Genomic DNA, 16440 nt, shown 5'->3' with positions numbered 1-16440 from the left:
CCCTACTCTCCCTTGCCGCCGACAAGCTGCATCCAGCGACGCACGAGATAATTGTGCTCATCCATTGTCGTGTTCCAAACCGCAATGCAATTGGCGCGCTGCCAATAAGAACCGCCGCTGCGCACCGAACCCTTTCCTATCCGCGTCAACCCATCCGGGCCGGGGAGGTCTTCGGTCGCGGCGGCACCCTCGTACCAGTAATCCCATTCCGCCGATGTCATGAACTGGCGGGAGCGTTGCGGCGTCGAAATGTAATAGCCCTGCCGCGCGACGACGGCACCGGGCCAGCCCGATATCCACCAGTTCAGATAGTCGTAGGCGACATCGAGCAGGCGGCCGCTAAGATGTTTCGAAAGGCACAAGCCTCCGTGCCAGGCACGATAGCCTTCCGCCGGCACGGCCTGCTCGACCGGAACGCCCCTGGAATTCAGGATGCCGATGCCGGGTGACCACATGCTTTGCACGCTGGTCTCGCCGGCGATCATCAGCCGCGCGGCGTCTTCGGCGGTTTTCCAGAAGCCACGGAAGAAGCCAGCCTTCTTGCGCTCCTCCAAGAGCTCGATCAACTGGTCGATCTCTTGAATGGACATGTTCCCGATATTGTCGAAAGACATGAGACCGGCGGCCTGTGCCGCCAGCGCCGCATCGAAAACACCGATGGCGGGCTCGTCCACCAGAGCGACCCGACCGGCCCAACGTTCGTCGAACAACGCACTCCAGGAATGCATGCCGACGTCATTCTTCACCAGATCGGTCCGGTAGGCGAAACTGTCGAAATTGTGGGTGGTCGGCAGCATCGAGATGAAGCGCGACGGCGTATCGCCCAAAGCGAGGTTCGGCTGAACGAACAGTTTGCGTGCGGGTACGTCGCCAAGACCCAGTCTTGGATTGGGCCCTATATGGCCGGTCTTGGTCAGATCGTTGACCTCATCCCACAACACGATGCGTTGGGTGTCGATCGGCTGGATCGCGCGCCAATGCCAGACGATATCGAGATTGTGGAAGCATTGATCGTAAATGTCGTAGGTTTCCGGTTGGCGCGCCGCTTTGTACTGTGTCGTCAGGAAATCATTGTTGTCGAACGTCACATCGATGCCGAGATCAGCCTGCGCACGAAGCCGCAATTCCTCCAGTAGCGAGATCGCCGTGCCGAGGATGCGCAGACGTGGCCGGCCGGCCAAGTGCAGGGCGGGAGCCGATACGGTTTTTGCGACGGGCTGATGCTTGTTCATGGAGGATCCGGTTGTCCTATTGCGCCGCGATCAAAGATGGTGCGGCAGACGATCTCTGCGGTACCGGTGCCAGTGTGAAGGCTTCGAAAGACCGTTTCAATACGGCACCGTCCAATCCATCCAGGATAAAGACCAGGCGCGACGCACGATCGTCGGAGGGCCATTCCTCCATATGCACGGGGATATGCACCAGATGTTGGACGCCATGAACCGCGACCGGACGTTCTTCGCCGCTGAGATTGAGAATGCCCTTCACACGCAGGACGCGCTCCCCGTGGCGATTGAGCAGCATGGTCAGCCAGAGGCCGAAAGCCGTCCAGTCGACGGGCCGGTCTATCCTGAGAGCGATTGAGGAAATCGCGGCCTGATGAGGCATGCCATCTGCTGAGATGAGCTGCGTCGGCTCCTCGCAGTAAAAACCGCTCCGCGACAGGCTGCTGCTCGGCGAGACGTCGGTTTGGACAGCGATAAGCGAGGAGAGGTCGAGATCGGGATCGGCCGCCTTCAGGATCGGGGCATCGGGGTTCAGCACCCGAAGACGCTCCCGAAGAGCCTGCCCTTCTCCGTCCATCACGAGATCCGTCTTGGTCACGACTAGCCGGTCCGCGATCGCCGCCTGCCGGTTGGATTCGATATAGGTGTCGAGCTGGCGCAACCCGTTCACCGCATCGACCGTCGTAATTACGCTGCCTGCGCAGAAGTGATGCCTGAGGACAGGATCAGCCTTGATGGTCGACAGCACCGGGAAGGGATCGGCAAGACCGGTGCTTTCGATGATGACGCGCCGGAACGGCGGCAACAGCCCGCGCTCGCGTCGGGAGTAGAGGTCCTTGAGCGTGGCGGCAAGCTCCCCACGAACCGTGCAGCAGACGCATCCGGAGCGCAGCAGGACCATCTCGCCGTCGACGCGCTCAACAAGATCGTGATCCAGCCCGATTTCGCCGAATTCATTGATCAGAACGGCCGTATCGGCAAAGGCCGGGTCCGCCAGAATGCGCTTGAGCAGCGTCGTCTTGCCGGAGCCGAGAAAGCCCGTCAGAAGATAGACCGGTAGGAAGCCGTCGGTCTCAATCCACACGCCGCGCCTCCATCCTTGCGATGAACGCGGCGTCGAGCGGATCACACGCCCGGCCGACGAGCCTTTCGGCCGCCGGCCAGAGATGTCCGAGATCCTCCACAATCTCGGTCCTGCCCGTCTTCGTGGACAAGACGAAGGAGGCACCCTGCCAATCGGACAGGACAAGGCCGAAACCTGCAAGCATCTCATTGGCCGCCCGCACGCGCTCTACGCGTTCGCGCCGCCGGTCGGGGCTTGCGCGACCGCGCGTGAAGACGCCCGGACGGGCGGCCGCGTCGGTCCAGTGCTCGTTGCTGCCGAGCACACCGCACAGTGAACACATGACGACCACCTCCTTCGGATAAAACCGCCGGCTGAAAGCCCAAAGGCCTATTTGCCGCGCGGGAAACGGGCCGCGAAATCGTCGGCGATCTCGTTCATCGTGACGAACTTCACGCCGGGATGTTTGATCATATGCGCATAGAGCCGCTCCAGCATCATCAGTACCTGTGGCCTGCCGGCGACATCCGGATGGATGGTGATCGGGAAAACGGCATAGTCCATCTCGCGATAGACCCAGTCGAACTGATCGCGCCACATCTGCTCGATATGGTGCGGATTGACGAAGCCATGGCTGTTGGGGGACTTCTTGATGAACATCATCGGCGGCAGGTCGTCGAGATACCAGGATGCCGGGATTTCGATCAGATCGGTTTCCTTGCCGCGCTTCAGCGGCACCATCCATTCCGATGGTTTGCGGGAATAGTCGATCTTCGTCCAGCTGTCGCCGACGCGCACATAATAGGGCGTGAAGTCATTGTGCATCAGCGAGTGATCGTACTTGATGCCACGTTCCAGCAGCAGTTCGTTCGTCACATTCGAGAACTCCCACCAGGGTGCGACGTAGCCCGTCGGGCGCTTGCCCGAGAGCTTGGTCACCAGCTCGATGCATTTGTCGAGGATCTCGGTCTCCTGCTCGCGCGTCATGGCGATCGGGTTCTCGTGGCTATAGCCGTGAATGCCGATTTCATGACCGGCATCGGCGACAGCCTGCATCTGCTCGGGAAAAGTCTCGATAGAATGGCCAGGAATGAACCACGTCGTCTTGATGCCGAAGCGCTCGAACAACTTCACCAGCCGCATGCTGCCGACTTCGCCGGCAAAAAGGCCGCGCGAAATATCATCGGGCGAATCCTCGCCGCCATAGGAGCCGAGCCATCCGGCCACGGCATCGACGTCGATGCCAAAACTGCACAAGATTTCCTTTGTCATGGGATTACCTCCTTCGGTCTGGTTTTCGATTATCAGTGAGCTGGAATGACGGTCGCGTCTGCCGGATTCCAGGCGAGCATCACCTCGGCGCCCACCGGGAAGGCACCGGGCCGGTATTTGTCGATATGCGCCTCCAATGCCAGCCCGCGACCATCCGGTAGGCTGACGCCGATCTGCGAGATATGGCCGACGACATCGAAGCGATCGACGCGCGCCCCGACGACATTGCCGCCGAAAGTGCCGGCGAGGCTTTCTCGCGCCGAAGCGTCGGCCGCGTGAATTTCGATCGCTTCCGAAGGAATGACGATATTGACCTTGCTGGAAGGACCGCCGTTTGCGCAGCCCGACAGCATGCCAAACGACGTCGAGACGAGCGTGTTGTCGGCCTGGGTGCCAGCCACTTCGCCTTCGAAGATTGTATTGCGGCCGATGAACTGCGCAACGAAAGGCGTGTCTGGGCGCGTGTAGAGCTGATACGGCGGGCTGATCTGCTCAACCCTGCCCTGGTTCATTACGACGATTCGATCGGACAGCGCCAAGGCCTCCGATTGGGCATGCGTGACGAACACGAAGGTCACGCCAAGCCTCTTTTGCAACAACTTGAGCTCGTTCTGGATCGCCTTGCGCAGATTGGCGTCGAGGGCGCCAAGCGGTTCGTCGAGGAGCAGCACATCCGGCTCGACCACCAGCCCGCGCGCAAGCGCGATGCGCTGACGCTGGCCGCCGGAAAGCTTGTCCGGCTTGCGCTCGGCAATGTCCTCCAGTCCGAGGGTGGCGAGGATGCGGTCGACCCGCGCGTTTCGCTCATCCTGCGCCACGCCTTTGACCTCAAGACCGTATCCGACATTGCGCCGGACCGTCATATGCGGGAACAACGCATAGTTCTGGAAGATCATCGATGTCGGCCGCTTCTGCGGCTGCACATCGTTTATGCGCTCGCCCTTGATCATCATGTCGCCGGAAGAAATGCTCTCGAAGCCGGCGATCATACGAAGCGTCGTGGTCTTGCCGCAGCCAGACGGTCCCAGAAAGGCGATGAACTCCCCCTTCTTGATCGCGAGATTGAAGTCGATGACGGCGGGGGTGCCATTGTCATAGACCTTGCCGACATTGATAAGTTCCAGGTCATACATCATGAGGGATCTCCAGGCGTGAGCAGAGAGGCTGGATTGGCCTCCCCGCTGGGCATGTGACGGACGGCTAAAGCCTGTACCGCCCGATCAGGCATTGAGGAATTCATCCCACTTCTGGACGAGATGGTCGTATTCATCCGGCCACTGGTGCCAGTAGGCGACGTTCTTTGCACGCTCCGCCAGCGAGCCGCCGTCGCGTAGGTCGCCTTCCTTGATGCCACGCTCGGGAGCGCCCACCCATGGCTTGCCCTCGTACCAGAAAGCGTATTTTTCCGGTGCCATGACCTTCTGAATATTGGTCGACGGCGAGTAGTACCCCTGCTCCGACACGGTGATGCCGGGCTCGCCCGACAGCCAGTAGTCGGCATAGGCGATCACCGCCTCCTTGTTGGGCGTACCGACAATCATCGACGGACCGATCGCCCAGCCGCGATACCCTTCCTTCGGCACAGCATATTTGCATGCCTTGCCTTGAGCCTTCACGGCCATGACAGCCGGCTGCCAAGCGTCGCAGACGACCATTTCGCCCGATGCCATCAGGTTGACCAGCTCGCCGAAATCGCCCCACAGCGCGCGGAACTGACCGTCCTTCTTCTTGGAAACCAGAAATTTCGCCGCCTCATCGATTTCGGCCGCACTTGGATTGCCGGGATTCTTGACGCTCGAAAGCCCGAGCGTGTTCATCGCCATGATAGCCTGACCGAAAGCGATGAGCGGATCGGTGTTGAGACCCGACTTGCCCTTCCACTTCGGATCAAAGATTGCAGCCCAGCTGTTGGCCTCCTCGGCCGACAGCACGTCCGGATTATAACCGATGGAATCGTAGTTATAGACTGCGGGAACCATGTTCAGCACGGTTTTGGCATCGTCTGCCCAGATTTGCCCGACGATCTGCTGCTTCGGCTCCCACTTGTCGGACGGCGTCGTGAAGGTGTCGCGGATGTTGGCCCAGTTCTTCAAGGAGGCGGCCGGAATTGGCTCGACATTGTTGGTCATGACGATCGACGGCAGGCGCTCGCCGATGATCTCCCAGCAATCATAGTCCTTGGAGCCGGAGAGGATCTTGGTCTGCGCGTCCGGGAAAGTCGCCGCAGTGCCGGACGTCTGTCCGACGCCGCTTTCCTTGCGGAAATCGTCAAGGATTCGCTCCTGGACGGTGACCGAAAGACCGATGGTGCGCAACTGCTCCTTGGCGAGATCGGAGGCCTGCGCATAAGCTGCCCGCGACGACAGGAATGGCGTGCCGCCACCGATCGCGAGCGCCATGACGCCTGCGGAATGTTTCAATAGAGAGCGTCTGTTCATTTCCATTTTGGACATTGTGTTCTCCAGTGCTGATTGCTGTTCCCTGAGCCCTTTGCGGGCATGCTTCATTGCCCTGTCGCACGAAGCCCGGCCTTTGCCGGGCGCCGGCGATCAGTACCGCCCCACGAGGAGGCCGCCATCCACGACCAGAACCTGGCCGGTCATGTATCTCGCGCCCTTCGATGCGAGGAATGCGATCACGTCGGCGATATCCTCCGGCTCGCCGAGCCGCCCCATCGGAATAAATTCGGCTGCCTTTTCAGCACCCGCAGGGCCAAGCGAATTCTCTTCCGAAAGAAGCTGCGCCGTGCGGATGTAGCCGGGAGCAATGCCATTGACCCTGATGCCGTCCTTCGCCAGTTCGACGGCCAGTCCCCGCACCAGCCCGACAACACCGGACTTTGCCGCCGAATAATGGACATGCTCGTCCCATCCGTAGGCGACGCCCATGATCGAGGATAGAGCGATGATGCTTCCCGATTTGCGAGCGCGCATACCGGGTGCGGCGGCGCGCACCAGCTTGAAGATGCCCTTGAGGTCGACATCCATGGTCAGGTCCCACTTGTCGTCGCTGAGCTTGTCCAGCGGCGTTCGATGGGCGATCCCCGCATTGGCTACGATGACGTCGATCTTGCCGAAGCGCGTCTCCACATCTGCGACCAGACGGTTGGCGGCGTCCGTGGAGCGCACGTCGTAGAGACGGAATTCGGCCGAACCGCCGGCAACGAGAATGTCGCGCACGACCCCCTCGCCTTCCGTGTCAAGAATGTCGGTGACGACGACATGATCGCCGAGCGCGGCAAATGCCTTCGCGGTCGCTTGCCCGATACCGATGCCCGCGCCCGTGACGATGACAACGCGCTTTCCTAGACTGTCCATCTGCATCTCCCCTTCAGAGCATCACGTCGCCGGAATTGGGTCCGAGCGTTTGGCCAACAAACAGGCTCGCTGCGGGCGACGCCAGAAACGCCACGGTCGCGGCCACTTCCTCAGGCTCGCCGAAACGGCCGAGCGGCAATTCGCGTCTCTTGCGTTCTCGCCACTCCTCGGAAAGCCCTTGGACAAGCGGCGTATTGATCGGTCCCGGCGCCACGGCATTGACACGCACGCCACGGCTCGAGACCTCGCGGGCAAGCGACTTCGTCATACCGATGATCGCGGCCTTGGCGCCGGCATAGTGGACGAGTTCGACGCCGCCGATCTGTCCAAGCTGAGAGGCGATGTTGACAATGACGCCGTCGCCCCGCGCCAGCATCGACGGCAGGACCGCCTTGGTCATCAGAAAGTTTCCCCGCACATGCACGGCGAACATCCTGTCGAAATCCTCAACTTCGAGGTTCTCGAATGCCGCCTGATGCACAATGCCGGCATTGTTGACGAGAAGCGCGACGTCGCCGTGCGAGGCCCTGGCGGCAGCATGGACCGCCGCTACATCCTCGGGCCGGGCGACGTCGCCGGCGATCGCTGTCGCCGCTCCGCCCACCTTGATGATCTCCGATGCCACGGATTGGGCCCGGTCCTCGGAAAGATCGTTGACCAGGACTGCGTAGCCATCGGCCGCGAGGCGAAAGGCGATGGCGCGGCCGATACCCGAGCCGGCACCGGTGACGATTGCTGAGGGTGTCTGCGCCATCATGCGTCCTCCTGGATGCGGATGCGCTTGGCACGGCGCACCGACATCCCCATGAGGATCGCGTAGGTGCCGAGAAGCGCGAAGGAAAACAGCGTCGTCAGGACACCGAAGGCAAATACGTTCGGATGGACCTCGACGGAGAAGGTGCCATAGATCGCCAAGGGCAGCGTCAACTCGCGACCGGAAGCAAACAGAGTGCGTGAGAATTCATCGTAGGACAGCGTGAAGGCGAAGAGCATCGCCGAGAGCACGCCGGGGAAGATCAGCGGAAACGTGACCTTGCGGAAGGTGCGGACAGGCGTAACACCCAGCGACCACGACGCCTCCTCCATGCTCGGATCGAACCGGTTGAAGATCGCAAGCATGACCAGGAAGGCAAAGGGAAAGGTATAGACGACATGCAGGACGAAGGCGGTGCTCCACCAGTGGCGGTCTATCCCGAAGGCATTGGCGACAAGTGCCGTGCCAAGACCGACCAGCACTCCCGGCACCATCATGCCCAGAACGATCAGGTAGAAGACGACGCCCGAGCCGCGGAATTTGCGGCGGAAGGCCTGGGCGGACATCACGCCGAGCACGGTGGAGACGATCATGGTCATCAGCGCCAGCGATAACGAACGGATCAGCGCCTGATCGATCGGCAGGGGTGCGATGCGCGAGGGCGGCGTCAACCCGAAGAGATGGCGATACCAATAGGTGGACCATTCGATGATTGGGAATTGCGGACCGCCCTCCGGGCCGGTCTGGAATGACAGGATCGCCAGAACCACAAGCGGTCCGTAAAGGAAGACGAGAAAGAGGGCCGTGTAAACTCCCAGGCCGAGCTTGATGCCGCCGGTATTCATGCTCAAAGCTCCTTCCTGAGGTCGACGACCTTGAGCAGTGCGGCAACGACCGCTCCCATGATGATCGTGAGCACAACGCCGGCGACCGCGGCAAAAGCCCATTTCAGCGACCCAACCTGGGTGACGATGATGTTGCCGAGCAGATTGACCTTGCGTCCTGACAGAGCAGCTGACGTGGCGAATTCGCCGAGAACCATGACGGAGACGAAGATCGCGCCGACCACCACGCCCGGCATGGAAAGCGGCAGGATGATGGTGCGGAAGATGCGCCAGAAGCCCGCACCGAGATCCTGTGCGGCCTCGATGACCGAGGCATCGATGCGACCCATCATGAAGGCGATCGGTCCGACCATGAAGACGCAATAGATCTGCGTCATGCCGATGATCACCGACAGCTCCGAAAACAAGAGCACCTCTATCGGCTGCTTCACGATACCGAGATTCATCAGGATCATGTTGATCGCGCCTTCGGTGCCGAGCATCGGCCGCCATGCGAGCACGCGGATCAGGAAAGACGTCCAGAACGGAATAACGCAGAGGACGAGAAGCACGGTCTGGAGCGTCTTGTTCTTGATGAGAAGGCCTACGAAGAGCCCCGCCGGATAGCCGACGACGAGCGTCGATATCAGCACCAGCAGCCAGATGCGGATCGTCGTCCAAAGGGCACCGAGATAGGTGGGGCTGGTCAGAAAGGTGACCCAGCTCTGCAGCGTCAACGTTGGCTCGATCTTGAAGGTCGTCTGCGTCCAGAAGGAAACATAGACCATCATGAGGATCGGGAGGACGAGAAAGGCGACCATCCAGATGATGCCCGGCACCAGCAACCAGACTGTGTTGTTGGATGTCCGGCGCCCTGTGGCGCTTTCCTGCGCAGCTTCTTCGCTTGTCGCAACCATGGTCATCTCTCGCTCTCCTTGGCGGATCCGTGGAAAGGTTTCAGGACGTTCGCATCAGCCGAAGACAAGGGCATCCTCCTTCTTCCAGACGAGCGCATAGCGGTCCTTCTCGACGAATGTCGGTGGACGCGCGTGGCTAAGGTGGGACTCGACCTCGAAGACATGACCGCCATCGAGGGCGAAGAAGGAGTTGACCGTCGCGCCTGAATATTCGCTGGCGATGAAGTCCCCTTCGATGCGGACCTCGTCCGCGGACAACTCGGCCTCGCGATTGCGGATGGAAACCCGGTCGTAGCGGATGGCATAGGCCGGCTGCGGCGCCTTCCGGTGCGACGCATTCAAGGGAAAGCGGCCTGCAGGACCGACGAAGGCATCCTCAGCGACAGTACCGGCAAACAGATTGTAGCAATTGAGAAAGCGGGCGACTGCGGCCGTAGCCGGGCTGTTGTAGACGACATCGGAGGCAGCGGCTTGCGCGATGCGGCCGCTGTCGAGAACGAGAACGAGATCCCCCATCGCCAAGGCCTCGGATTCGCTGCCCGTCACATGCAGGAAGGGTACGCCGCAGCGCTCGCGGATCGCCTTGAGTTCGCTGCGCATGCGGCTGCGCAAATTGGCGTCGAGCGCTCCGAGCGGCTCGTCGAGCAGCACCATCTTCGGCTCGGTCACCAGCGTGCGCGCCAAGGCGACGCGCTGACGCTGGCCGCCCGAAATCTGGGTGACGGCGCGATCCTCAAAACCCTTGAGGCCGACCAGCGCCAGCATGTCCTGAACCCGTGTCGCCAACACGCGTGCATCGGTCACGGGATCGACCTTGCGATTACGCAAACCGAAGGCGACGTTTTCGGCGACGGACAGATGCGGAAATAACGCAAAGTTCTGAAAGACGAAGCCGATGCCGCGGTCGTGCGGCTCGACACCATCAAGGCGCTTGCCATGAAAGAGGATCGAACCGGAGTCCGGCTCCTCGAAGCCCGCTATCACGCGCAGCAGCGTCGTCTTACCCGAACCACTTGGCCCGAGCAGCGCGATATAGGCGTTGGCGGGCAGAGAAAAATCCACCGCGTCCAACGCGGGCGCTCCACCATACGACTTGGTGACTTTCTTGAGCTGAAGAACGGTCGACACCGAATTCCCACCAGTTTCAAGGCAAGGACCATCCTTCTGGCAAAGCGCCGCCATGCCGCAATCAAATCGATCCGGTCACCAGACGTCGGTCTGCCTTCGCGCACGATCTTATGCGCGTCAAAGCGATGTTCCTTGGCGTTTCAATGAGTTCCACCTGTGACGCTTCTGACGAGCGCCTTGATGACCGAAGCATTGCATAAATGATTTTTGTATTCAATAAGCTTTTTCAGAAAAGTCGTCCGGCCAAGCGATAATTATCGAGAGACGAACGACAGGATGCGCCGGAGCCGACACCACCGTGACGCATAGCGGCTAGGAAACCCGCAGGCGAAGGCCATCCAAGGTCATTCGCCAGACAGGACTGTCCGATCTAAGCATACCAGCGGCTACAACGGCCAGGATCCGTCACGGCAACGCTCACCATCACAACCACATTCAAAAACATACTTTGTATTCAATAGTCATTTATCTTTGCAGTATGTTGGTGCTATAAAAAGCGTAAGACTGGGACATCGGAACGACGTGAGTCCATTGCATCAGATGAACGAAAACCATGCGCGCCCCAATGCGCAGAAGCGCTATGAGATCGCGGAGGATGTCCTGCGCAGCAATATAGGAGACAACACGCTGCCGCCTGGCGTGGTGTTGCTCGAGGGTCCGATCGCGGAAATCCTGCAGATTTCGCGCGTGCCCGTGCAACGAGCACTCCAGACGCTGGAGAGCGAGGGACTGGTGCATCGTTTCAACGGGCGCGGCTACCTCGTCGGTCCCGCGGGCCAGGGTATCGAGCCGAACCGCACGGACATCAAGACGCTCGGCCTCACCATTCCCCGCCATGCCGACGAAGCACTTCAAAGCCGCGCGTCCTGGGAACGGATCTACAACACTGTAGAGGCGGATGTCGCCGGCTGCGTCGTCTTCGGTCAATATCGCATTATCGAGATCGAGCTTGCCGACCATTTCAACGTCAGCCGCACCGTCGTGCGCGATGTGCTTGCCCGCCTGCGCGAGCGTGGCCTCGTGCGCAAGAACCAGTCGTCCCACTGGATTGCCGGTCCCCTGACCGCGCAAATGATCAAGGATCATTACGGCTTGCGCGGGATGCTTGAGCCGCAGGCGCTGGTCGCCGGAGCCAATCGGGTCGACCGGGGACAATTGAACGACCTGTTTTTGCGCCTCTCCGATCTGGAGCGGCTGGAGCCTGCCGATCACCTCTCGGCTCTCGAAGGCGTGTACGCAGATTTCATCGATATCTGCATCCTCGCAACACCGAATGACCGGCTGAAGGAATCGATCCGCAACAATCTGCTGCCGGTGACGGCGACGGAGCGACTGCTGCGACAACTCGGCCTGCCTGGCGACCCGGCGATCATCACGGAACTGCGCCTGATAACGGAACTCCTGTTGCGGGGCGCCGTCACGGCAGCGGCCGCGATGATGGAGAGCCATCTGGAGGCGTCCGTCGACCGCACCATCGCGCAGATGAAGATTGTCGCGATCATTCCCGGCCCAAGCGCAACTGCCGCCTATCTCACGCGCGTTCTTGAGTGAAAGGCCGGCAGTCCGCGCAACTGCCCGTCGCCGTGTGAAGATGGGAACGGCCGCCATTTGCATATCCCTTCATAATAAAGAGGCGCGCAAGCGCCCGACGAGCGCTTGGCGATCGGCACGCGCCGCAAGCGCCTGATCCATCGTCACCTCTAAGAACTGTGTCTGTGTGTGCGGCTGTAATTGCGCGATCAGGTCCATGTCAGCGGAAATCACCGTTCCGAGCATGAAATAGCCGCCGCCGGAGACCGCGTCTCGATGCAGGATGATCGGCTCCGTTCCGCCCGGCACCTGGATCGAACCATACGGATAGCAGCTGTCGACGATATTCGATGGATCCGAGCCGGCACCAAAAGGCTGCTTGCGTTCGACAAATTCAAGCTTGCGGCCGCCACGGAAGCGATAGCCCATACGGTCGGCTTCGGGCGCCACCTTCCACTGGTCGGCAAAGAAGTTGCTCTTGGCCGCCTCGGTCAGCCGATCCCAATAGAGCCCCGGCAGCACCCGCAGTTCGGCCGGCATGCCGGGCCTGCGCCGCAGTTCTTCCGCGACCGATCTTCCGTCGCTCGCCAGCGAGCCAGGACCAACGGGAAGCTCATCTCCGACAGCAATTGCTCTGCCCTTGTAGCCGCCAAGCGCGCCAATCACATAGGTCGATCTACTGCCAAGCGCCTCCGGCACGTCGATGCCGCCCGACACAGCGATGCAGATGCGCGCGCCGGACTTCAGAAAGTCGAAACTGACAGTCTGACCCGCTCTGACTTTCAGCGCCGTCCATCCCGGCTGGAGCTCACCGTCAATCCTGACGGGCATCTCGGCGCCGGTCACGGCGATCAGCGCATCGTCGAGAAATTCGAGCTTGGGGCCCATGAAGACGGCCTCAAGCCCGGCAGCGCCTTCATCATTGCCGACCAGAAGATTAGCCGCCCGCATGGCATAGCGGTCCATGGCGCCGCCGACCGGGATTCCAAGATGGAAGTAGCCGGGACGTCCGAGATCCTGAACCGTGGTCGAAAGGCCGTGATGAAGAACCTTAATGGCCATGCAGCGCGCCCTCCAGCTTGGCGTTATAGCCGTCGATATCGGCTTGATATTGCCGCAGATCAAACCTGACCTCGCGGATCGGCGGAGCGAAGCGACCCCGATCGACATCCTCGACCGCCTGATCGTAGTGATCGCGATCGATCGGCCGGAATTTCACGATGTCTCCCGGCCGGAAGAACACCATGAAGTCACGCAGATAGCTCGTCGATTGCGTAGGATCGAAGATCGGCATCGGCGTGATGCCGAACATCTGATAGCCGCCTGCCCCACGCACCGAATAGATGCAGCCGAAGCAGCCACCGTGGCCGACCGTTAGCCGCGGCGTGTCGGTACGCGGGCGCAGATATTTCGGCACTTCGATCTGTCGCTGTCGCTCCACCATCTGGTACATGAACGGCAGGCCCGCAACGAAGCCGACCATCGAGACGAACCATGGCGAGCCAGCATGAGCGGCGACAAAGTCCTCGACCGCGTCATAGCCGTTGATCCTGGCGGCATAATCGAGATCGGTGCCCGACGGTTCCTGATGGCGCTCGCGAAAACGCATCAGGGTCTCATGCGTCCACGGATCGTTGTAGAAGACGGGAATTTCGACAATGCGGGTCGTGATAACGGGATCCGACTTTTCAGCCGCCCCTTCGATTGCCTTGACCTCGCGCAGAAGATCGTCCGGCTTGATCAGATCCGGATCGAACTTGATCTGGAAGGAGGCGTTGGCGGGGCAGATTTCAGTAACGCCCTTGATGCCGCTCTCGCGCACGCCCTTGGCCATCGACAGGCTTTTGAAGAAGGCTTCGAGAGACATCTCATCGCTGCATTCGACGAAAAGATGCTCGTCACCCCCGAATGTATAGCGTGCAGGCATCAGGCAACCTCCGCGGCTATGCCGTCAACCGCGATAAAATCGGTCTCCAGCCAGGATTCGAGAAAACGGGTGTGAAATGCTCCCTTGCGCACCGAAGGGTCCCGGGCCAAGGCAAGATGCAGTGGAATCGTCGTCGGTAAGCCCTCGATCTTCAAATCCGAAAGCGCGGTGGCGAGCCTGTCCAGGCAGGCGTCGCGATCCTCGGCCCAGACGATCAGCTTGCCGAGGAGCGAATCGTAGAAGGGCGGAACGGTGTAGCCGGTATAAAGCATCGTATCGAAGCGGATGCCCTCGCCCTCCGGGATCGACAGCCGCGTGACCGTACCCGGCGCCGGTAGAAAACCCCTGGCCGGATCCTCGGCGTTGATCCGGCATTCGATGGCATGACCACGAGCCCGAATATTAGACTGCGACAGCGAGAGGGGAGCGCCTCCTGCCACCTTGAACATCTCCTGCACCAGATCGACGCCGGTGATCATTTCAGTGACCGGATGTTCGACTTGAATACGTGTATTCACCTCGATGAAATAGAACTCGCGGCTGTCTTCGTCGTAAAGATATTCGACCGTGCCGGCACCGCGGTACCCAACTTCGGCCACAAGTGCGACCGCGCTGGCGCATAAGCGTTCTCGCACCTCATCCGGGAGCAGGAAGGCCTGCGCTTCTTCCCAAACCTTCTGGCGGCGACGCTGTAGCGAGCATTCGCGCTCGAAGCAGTGAACGAAATTCTGGCCGTCACCAAAAATCTGCACCTCGATATGTCGGGCGCGGGTGATGACCTTCTCCATGTAAAGGCCGCCATCGCCGAAGGCAGCAGCCGCCTCCGCCGAAGCGAGCGGAAACTGCTCCTGGAGTTCGGCCTGTGACTGGACGATACGAATGCCTCGCCCGCCGCCACCGGCTGCGGCCTTGATCATGACAGGAAAGCCGATGCGCGCGGCAACCGACGCGGCTGCATCGATATCGAGGACGCGGCCGTCGCTTCCTGGCACCGTCGGGACGCCGGCACGTGCGGCGACTTCACGAGCGGCGACTTTGTCGCCAAGCAATCGGATCGCCTTGCCGCTTGGTCCGATGAAGATCATGCCGGCTGTCTCAACGGCATCGGCGAAATCTCCGTTCTCAGATAGAAACCCATAGCCGGGATGAACGGCATCGACACCAGCCGAAAGAGCTGCGGCGACGATCGCATCGATGTTCAGATAGGACTTCTTCGGTGCCGGCGAACCGATGTTGATCGCCTCGTCAGCCAGCTTGACCGCGAGCATCTCGGCGTCTGCTGCGCTATGGACCTGCACGGTGCGAATTCCGAGCGCCTTTGCCGCCATTATGATCCTCACGGCGATTTCGCCGCGGTTGGCAACCAGAACCGACCGAATGGTCATGGGTCCACCTCCGCGATGATCTGCCCGGCCATCACCGGTTCCTCGTTCTCGACGAGGAAGGTAATGTTCCTGCCGTCCAGCCCGGCAGCGATCTGCTGGAAGGTCTTCATGACCTCGATGAGCCCGATCGTGTCGCTTGCCGCGACGGTGTCACCTTCGGCTTTAAACGGCGGAACGTCCGGAGACGAAGCCCTGTAGAAGGTTCCCGGAAGGGGTGATCTGATCTCAAGCTTGCTCATGGGACCTCCGCGCGGCGTCGTTGTTCAATATCTGCGAAACGGGTGCAATCCGGATGCCCTCGGCGACAAGGGCCTCACGTATATGACGTACGATCTCGAGCGCACCCAATGTGTCGGAATGAAAACAGATGGAATCGAAGGCAATCGGGATATCCGCGCCGCTGACGGTGCGAACCACCCCCTCGGTACAGGCCCTGACTACCTTCCGCGCAATTGCTTTCGGATCCGGACGACCGGCATCCCGGGTAAAGACGATCCAACCCGTATCGCCGTAGTCACGGTCGGCATAGAACTCGCGAACGATCGGCTGGCCCGCCTCCTGAGCGGCAAGGCAGGTCGCCGAACGGTCCATACAGAAGACGAACATGTTGGGCGCGGCCGTGCGCATATACTGTATGAACAGCTGCGAAAGGTCCGCATTAGCAGCGAGCTCCATATACAGCGCGCCGTGCGGCTTTACATGCTGCACCGGGACATCGTGACGTCTGGCAAACTCACGCAGAGCTCCCACCTGGTAGATCAGATCGTTGACGATCTCGCGGCTGGTGCCATTGATTTTACGGCGCCCGAAACCTTGCAAGTCGCGGTAACCGGGATGAGCCCCAACACCGACGCCATGGGCCGCTGCCATTCGCACAGTTTCGTCCATCAGATTGGGATCGCCGGCATGAAAGCCGGTCGCAATATTGGCGGAGCTGATCAGTGGAATGAGTTCTTCGTCAACTGCATCGCCGATCCGCCAGCGCCCGAAGGCCTCTCCCATGTCGCAATTGATATCGACCGCTTCCTTCAATTCATGACCTCGCACCCGCGTCCCGATCGGGACCATCATGGACCAAGACGTTAGAGTGAAAGCGT

17 protein-coding genes are annotated in these 16440 nt (G+C 60.6%); 1 reads left to right on the top strand and 16 read right to left on the bottom strand.

The annotated features are described in order from the left end of the window. Positions 1 to 2 precede the first annotated feature (2 nt). The 11 genes from FHT86_RS15660 to FHT86_RS15610 form a co-directional block, all read right to left on the bottom strand. Positions 3 to 1232 carry a PotD/PotF family extracellular solute-binding protein gene (locus FHT86_RS15660; RefSeq protein ID WP_133707703.1) on the bottom strand — a complete coding sequence of 410 codons (1230 nt, stop codon included), beginning with the start codon at positions 1230 to 1232 and terminating at the stop codon, positions 3 to 5. Between the two features lie 16 nt (positions 1233 to 1248). Then, positions 1249 to 2310, bottom strand: coding sequence for a CobW family GTP-binding protein (locus FHT86_RS15655; protein ID WP_133707702.1), 1062 nt, complete (start codon positions 2308 to 2310; stop codon positions 1249 to 1251). Next, positions 2300 to 2632: a hypothetical protein gene (locus tag FHT86_RS15650; RefSeq protein ID WP_133707701.1), complete on the bottom strand. Its 333-nt coding sequence runs from the start codon at positions 2630 to 2632 to the stop codon at positions 2300 to 2302. The genes FHT86_RS15655 and FHT86_RS15650 overlap by 11 nt, the downstream gene beginning before the upstream one ends. 47 nt (positions 2633 to 2679) lie before the next feature. Next, entirely contained in the window at positions 2680 to 3561 is an 882-nt protein-coding gene (locus tag FHT86_RS15645; RefSeq protein WP_133707700.1) for a polysaccharide deacetylase, read from the bottom strand. A 32-nt stretch (positions 3562 to 3593) separates the two neighbouring features. Beyond that, entirely contained in the window at positions 3594 to 4697 is a 1104-nt protein-coding gene (locus tag FHT86_RS15640; RefSeq protein ID WP_133707699.1) for an ABC transporter ATP-binding protein, read from the bottom strand. 84 nt (positions 4698 to 4781) lie between these two features. Beyond that, entirely contained in the window at positions 4782 to 6014 is a 1233-nt protein-coding gene (locus tag FHT86_RS15635) for a PotD/PotF family extracellular solute-binding protein (RefSeq protein ID WP_133707698.1), read from the bottom strand. A 96-nt stretch (positions 6015 to 6110) separates the two neighbouring features. Further along, positions 6111 to 6878, bottom strand: a complete 768-nt coding sequence (locus FHT86_RS15630) for an SDR family NAD(P)-dependent oxidoreductase (RefSeq protein ID WP_133707697.1) — start codon at positions 6876 to 6878, stop codon at positions 6111 to 6113. Between the two features lie 13 nt (positions 6879 to 6891). Further along, positions 6892 to 7632 (bottom strand): SDR family NAD(P)-dependent oxidoreductase, encoded by a 741-nt coding sequence (locus FHT86_RS15625; protein ID WP_133707696.1) that lies wholly within the window; start codon positions 7630 to 7632, stop codon positions 6892 to 6894. Further along, on the bottom strand, positions 7632 to 8477 hold the full coding sequence (locus tag FHT86_RS15620) for an ABC transporter permease (protein WP_133707893.1): 846 nt from the start codon (positions 8475 to 8477) through the stop codon (positions 7632 to 7634). Before FHT86_RS15620 ends, FHT86_RS15625 begins: the two co-directional genes overlap by 1 nt. Before the next feature lie 2 nt (positions 8478 to 8479). Beyond that, positions 8480 to 9373 carry an ABC transporter permease gene (locus FHT86_RS15615; protein ID WP_409527599.1) on the bottom strand — a complete coding sequence of 298 codons (894 nt, stop codon included), beginning with the start codon at positions 9371 to 9373 and terminating at the stop codon, positions 8480 to 8482. A gap of 54 nt (positions 9374 to 9427) precedes the next feature. After that, on the bottom strand, positions 9428 to 10501 hold the full coding sequence (locus tag FHT86_RS15610; protein ID WP_133707694.1) for an ABC transporter ATP-binding protein: 1074 nt from the start codon (positions 10499 to 10501) through the stop codon (positions 9428 to 9430). 540 nt (positions 10502 to 11041) lie between these two features. Here FHT86_RS15610 and FHT86_RS15605 point away from each other — a divergent pair. Continuing rightward, a complete protein-coding gene (locus FHT86_RS15605; protein ID WP_133707892.1) occupies positions 11042 to 12052 on the top strand; it encodes a GntR family transcriptional regulator in 1011 nt (336 codons plus the stop codon). A gap of 69 nt (positions 12053 to 12121) precedes the next feature. Here FHT86_RS15605 and FHT86_RS15600 read toward each other — a convergent pair whose 3' ends face one another. From FHT86_RS15600 to FHT86_RS15580, 5 genes are read right to left on the bottom strand one after another with little or no spacing between them, the layout of a single operon-like run. Beyond that, positions 12122 to 13093 carry a biotin-dependent carboxyltransferase family protein gene (locus FHT86_RS15600; protein ID WP_133707693.1) on the bottom strand — a complete coding sequence of 324 codons (972 nt, stop codon included), beginning with the start codon at positions 13091 to 13093 and terminating at the stop codon, positions 12122 to 12124. Beyond that, a complete protein-coding gene (locus FHT86_RS15595) occupies positions 13083 to 13958 on the bottom strand; it encodes an allophanate hydrolase subunit 1 (protein WP_133707692.1) in 876 nt (291 codons plus the stop codon). Before FHT86_RS15595 ends, FHT86_RS15600 begins: the two co-directional genes overlap by 11 nt. Next, positions 13958 to 15343: an acetyl-CoA carboxylase biotin carboxylase subunit gene (locus FHT86_RS15590; protein WP_133707691.1), complete on the bottom strand. Its 1386-nt coding sequence runs from the start codon at positions 15341 to 15343 to the stop codon at positions 13958 to 13960. The genes FHT86_RS15595 and FHT86_RS15590 overlap by 1 nt, the downstream gene beginning before the upstream one ends. After that, a complete protein-coding gene (locus tag FHT86_RS15585; RefSeq protein ID WP_133707690.1) occupies positions 15340 to 15582 on the bottom strand; it encodes an acetyl-CoA carboxylase in 243 nt (80 codons plus the stop codon). Before FHT86_RS15585 ends, FHT86_RS15590 begins: the two co-directional genes overlap by 4 nt. After that, positions 15569 to 16375, bottom strand: coding sequence for a 5-oxoprolinase subunit PxpA (locus FHT86_RS15580; protein ID WP_133707689.1), 807 nt, complete (start codon positions 16373 to 16375; stop codon positions 15569 to 15571). Before FHT86_RS15580 ends, FHT86_RS15585 begins: the two co-directional genes overlap by 14 nt. Positions 16376 to 16440: the final 65 nt, after the last annotated feature.

Origin of the sequence: Rhizobium sp. BK313 (assembly GCF_014193655.1) — a bacterium.
GTDB lineage: Bacteria > Pseudomonadota > Alphaproteobacteria > Rhizobiales > Rhizobiaceae > Rhizobium.
The sequence above is the reverse complement of the archived record's forward strand: the minus strand, read 5'-3'. Positions and strand labels throughout refer to the sequence as shown.

Bases quoted from the DNA above. Each gene is read 5' to 3' on its own strand.
- FHT86_RS15660 (WP_133707703.1), bottom strand. From the start codon at position 1,232: ATGAACAAGCATCAGCCCGTCGCAAAAACCGTATCGGCTCCCGCCCTG.
- FHT86_RS15650 (WP_133707701.1), bottom strand. From the start codon at position 2,632: ATGTGTTCACTGTGCGGTGTGCTCGGCAGCAACGAGCACTGGACCGAC.
- FHT86_RS15645 (WP_133707700.1), bottom strand. From the start codon at position 3,561: ATGACAAAGGAAATCTTGTGCAGTTTTGGCATCGACGTCGATGCCGTG.
- FHT86_RS15640 (WP_133707699.1), bottom strand. From the start codon at position 4,697: ATGATGTATGACCTGGAACTTATCAATGTCGGCAAGGTCTATGACAAT.
- FHT86_RS15635 (WP_133707698.1), bottom strand. From the start codon at position 6,014: ATGTCCAAAATGGAAATGAACAGACGCTCTCTATTGAAACATTCCGCA.
- FHT86_RS15630 (WP_133707697.1), bottom strand. From the start codon at position 6,878: ATGGACAGTCTAGGAAAGCGCGTTGTCATCGTCACGGGCGCGGGCATC.
- FHT86_RS15625 (WP_133707696.1), bottom strand. From the start codon at position 7,632: ATGGCGCAGACACCCTCAGCAATCGTCACCGGTGCCGGCTCGGGTATC.
- FHT86_RS15620 (WP_133707893.1), bottom strand. From the start codon at position 8,477: ATGAATACCGGCGGCATCAAGCTCGGCCTGGGAGTTTACACGGCCCTC.
- FHT86_RS15615 (WP_409527599.1), bottom strand. From the start codon at position 9,373: ATGGTTGCGACAAGCGAAGAAGCTGCGCAGGAAAGCGCCACAGGGCGC.
- FHT86_RS15605 (WP_133707892.1), top strand. From the start codon at position 11,042: ATGAACGAAAACCATGCGCGCCCCAATGCGCAGAAGCGCTATGAGATC.
- FHT86_RS15600 (WP_133707693.1), bottom strand. From the start codon at position 13,093: ATGGCCATTAAGGTTCTTCATCACGGCCTTTCGACCACGGTTCAGGAT.
- FHT86_RS15595 (WP_133707692.1), bottom strand. From the start codon at position 13,958: ATGCCTGCACGCTATACATTCGGGGGTGACGAGCATCTTTTCGTCGAA.
- FHT86_RS15590 (WP_133707691.1), bottom strand. From the start codon at position 15,343: ATGACCATTCGGTCGGTTCTGGTTGCCAACCGCGGCGAAATCGCCGTG.
- FHT86_RS15585 (WP_133707690.1), bottom strand. From the start codon at position 15,582: ATGAGCAAGCTTGAGATCAGATCACCCCTTCCGGGAACCTTCTACAGG.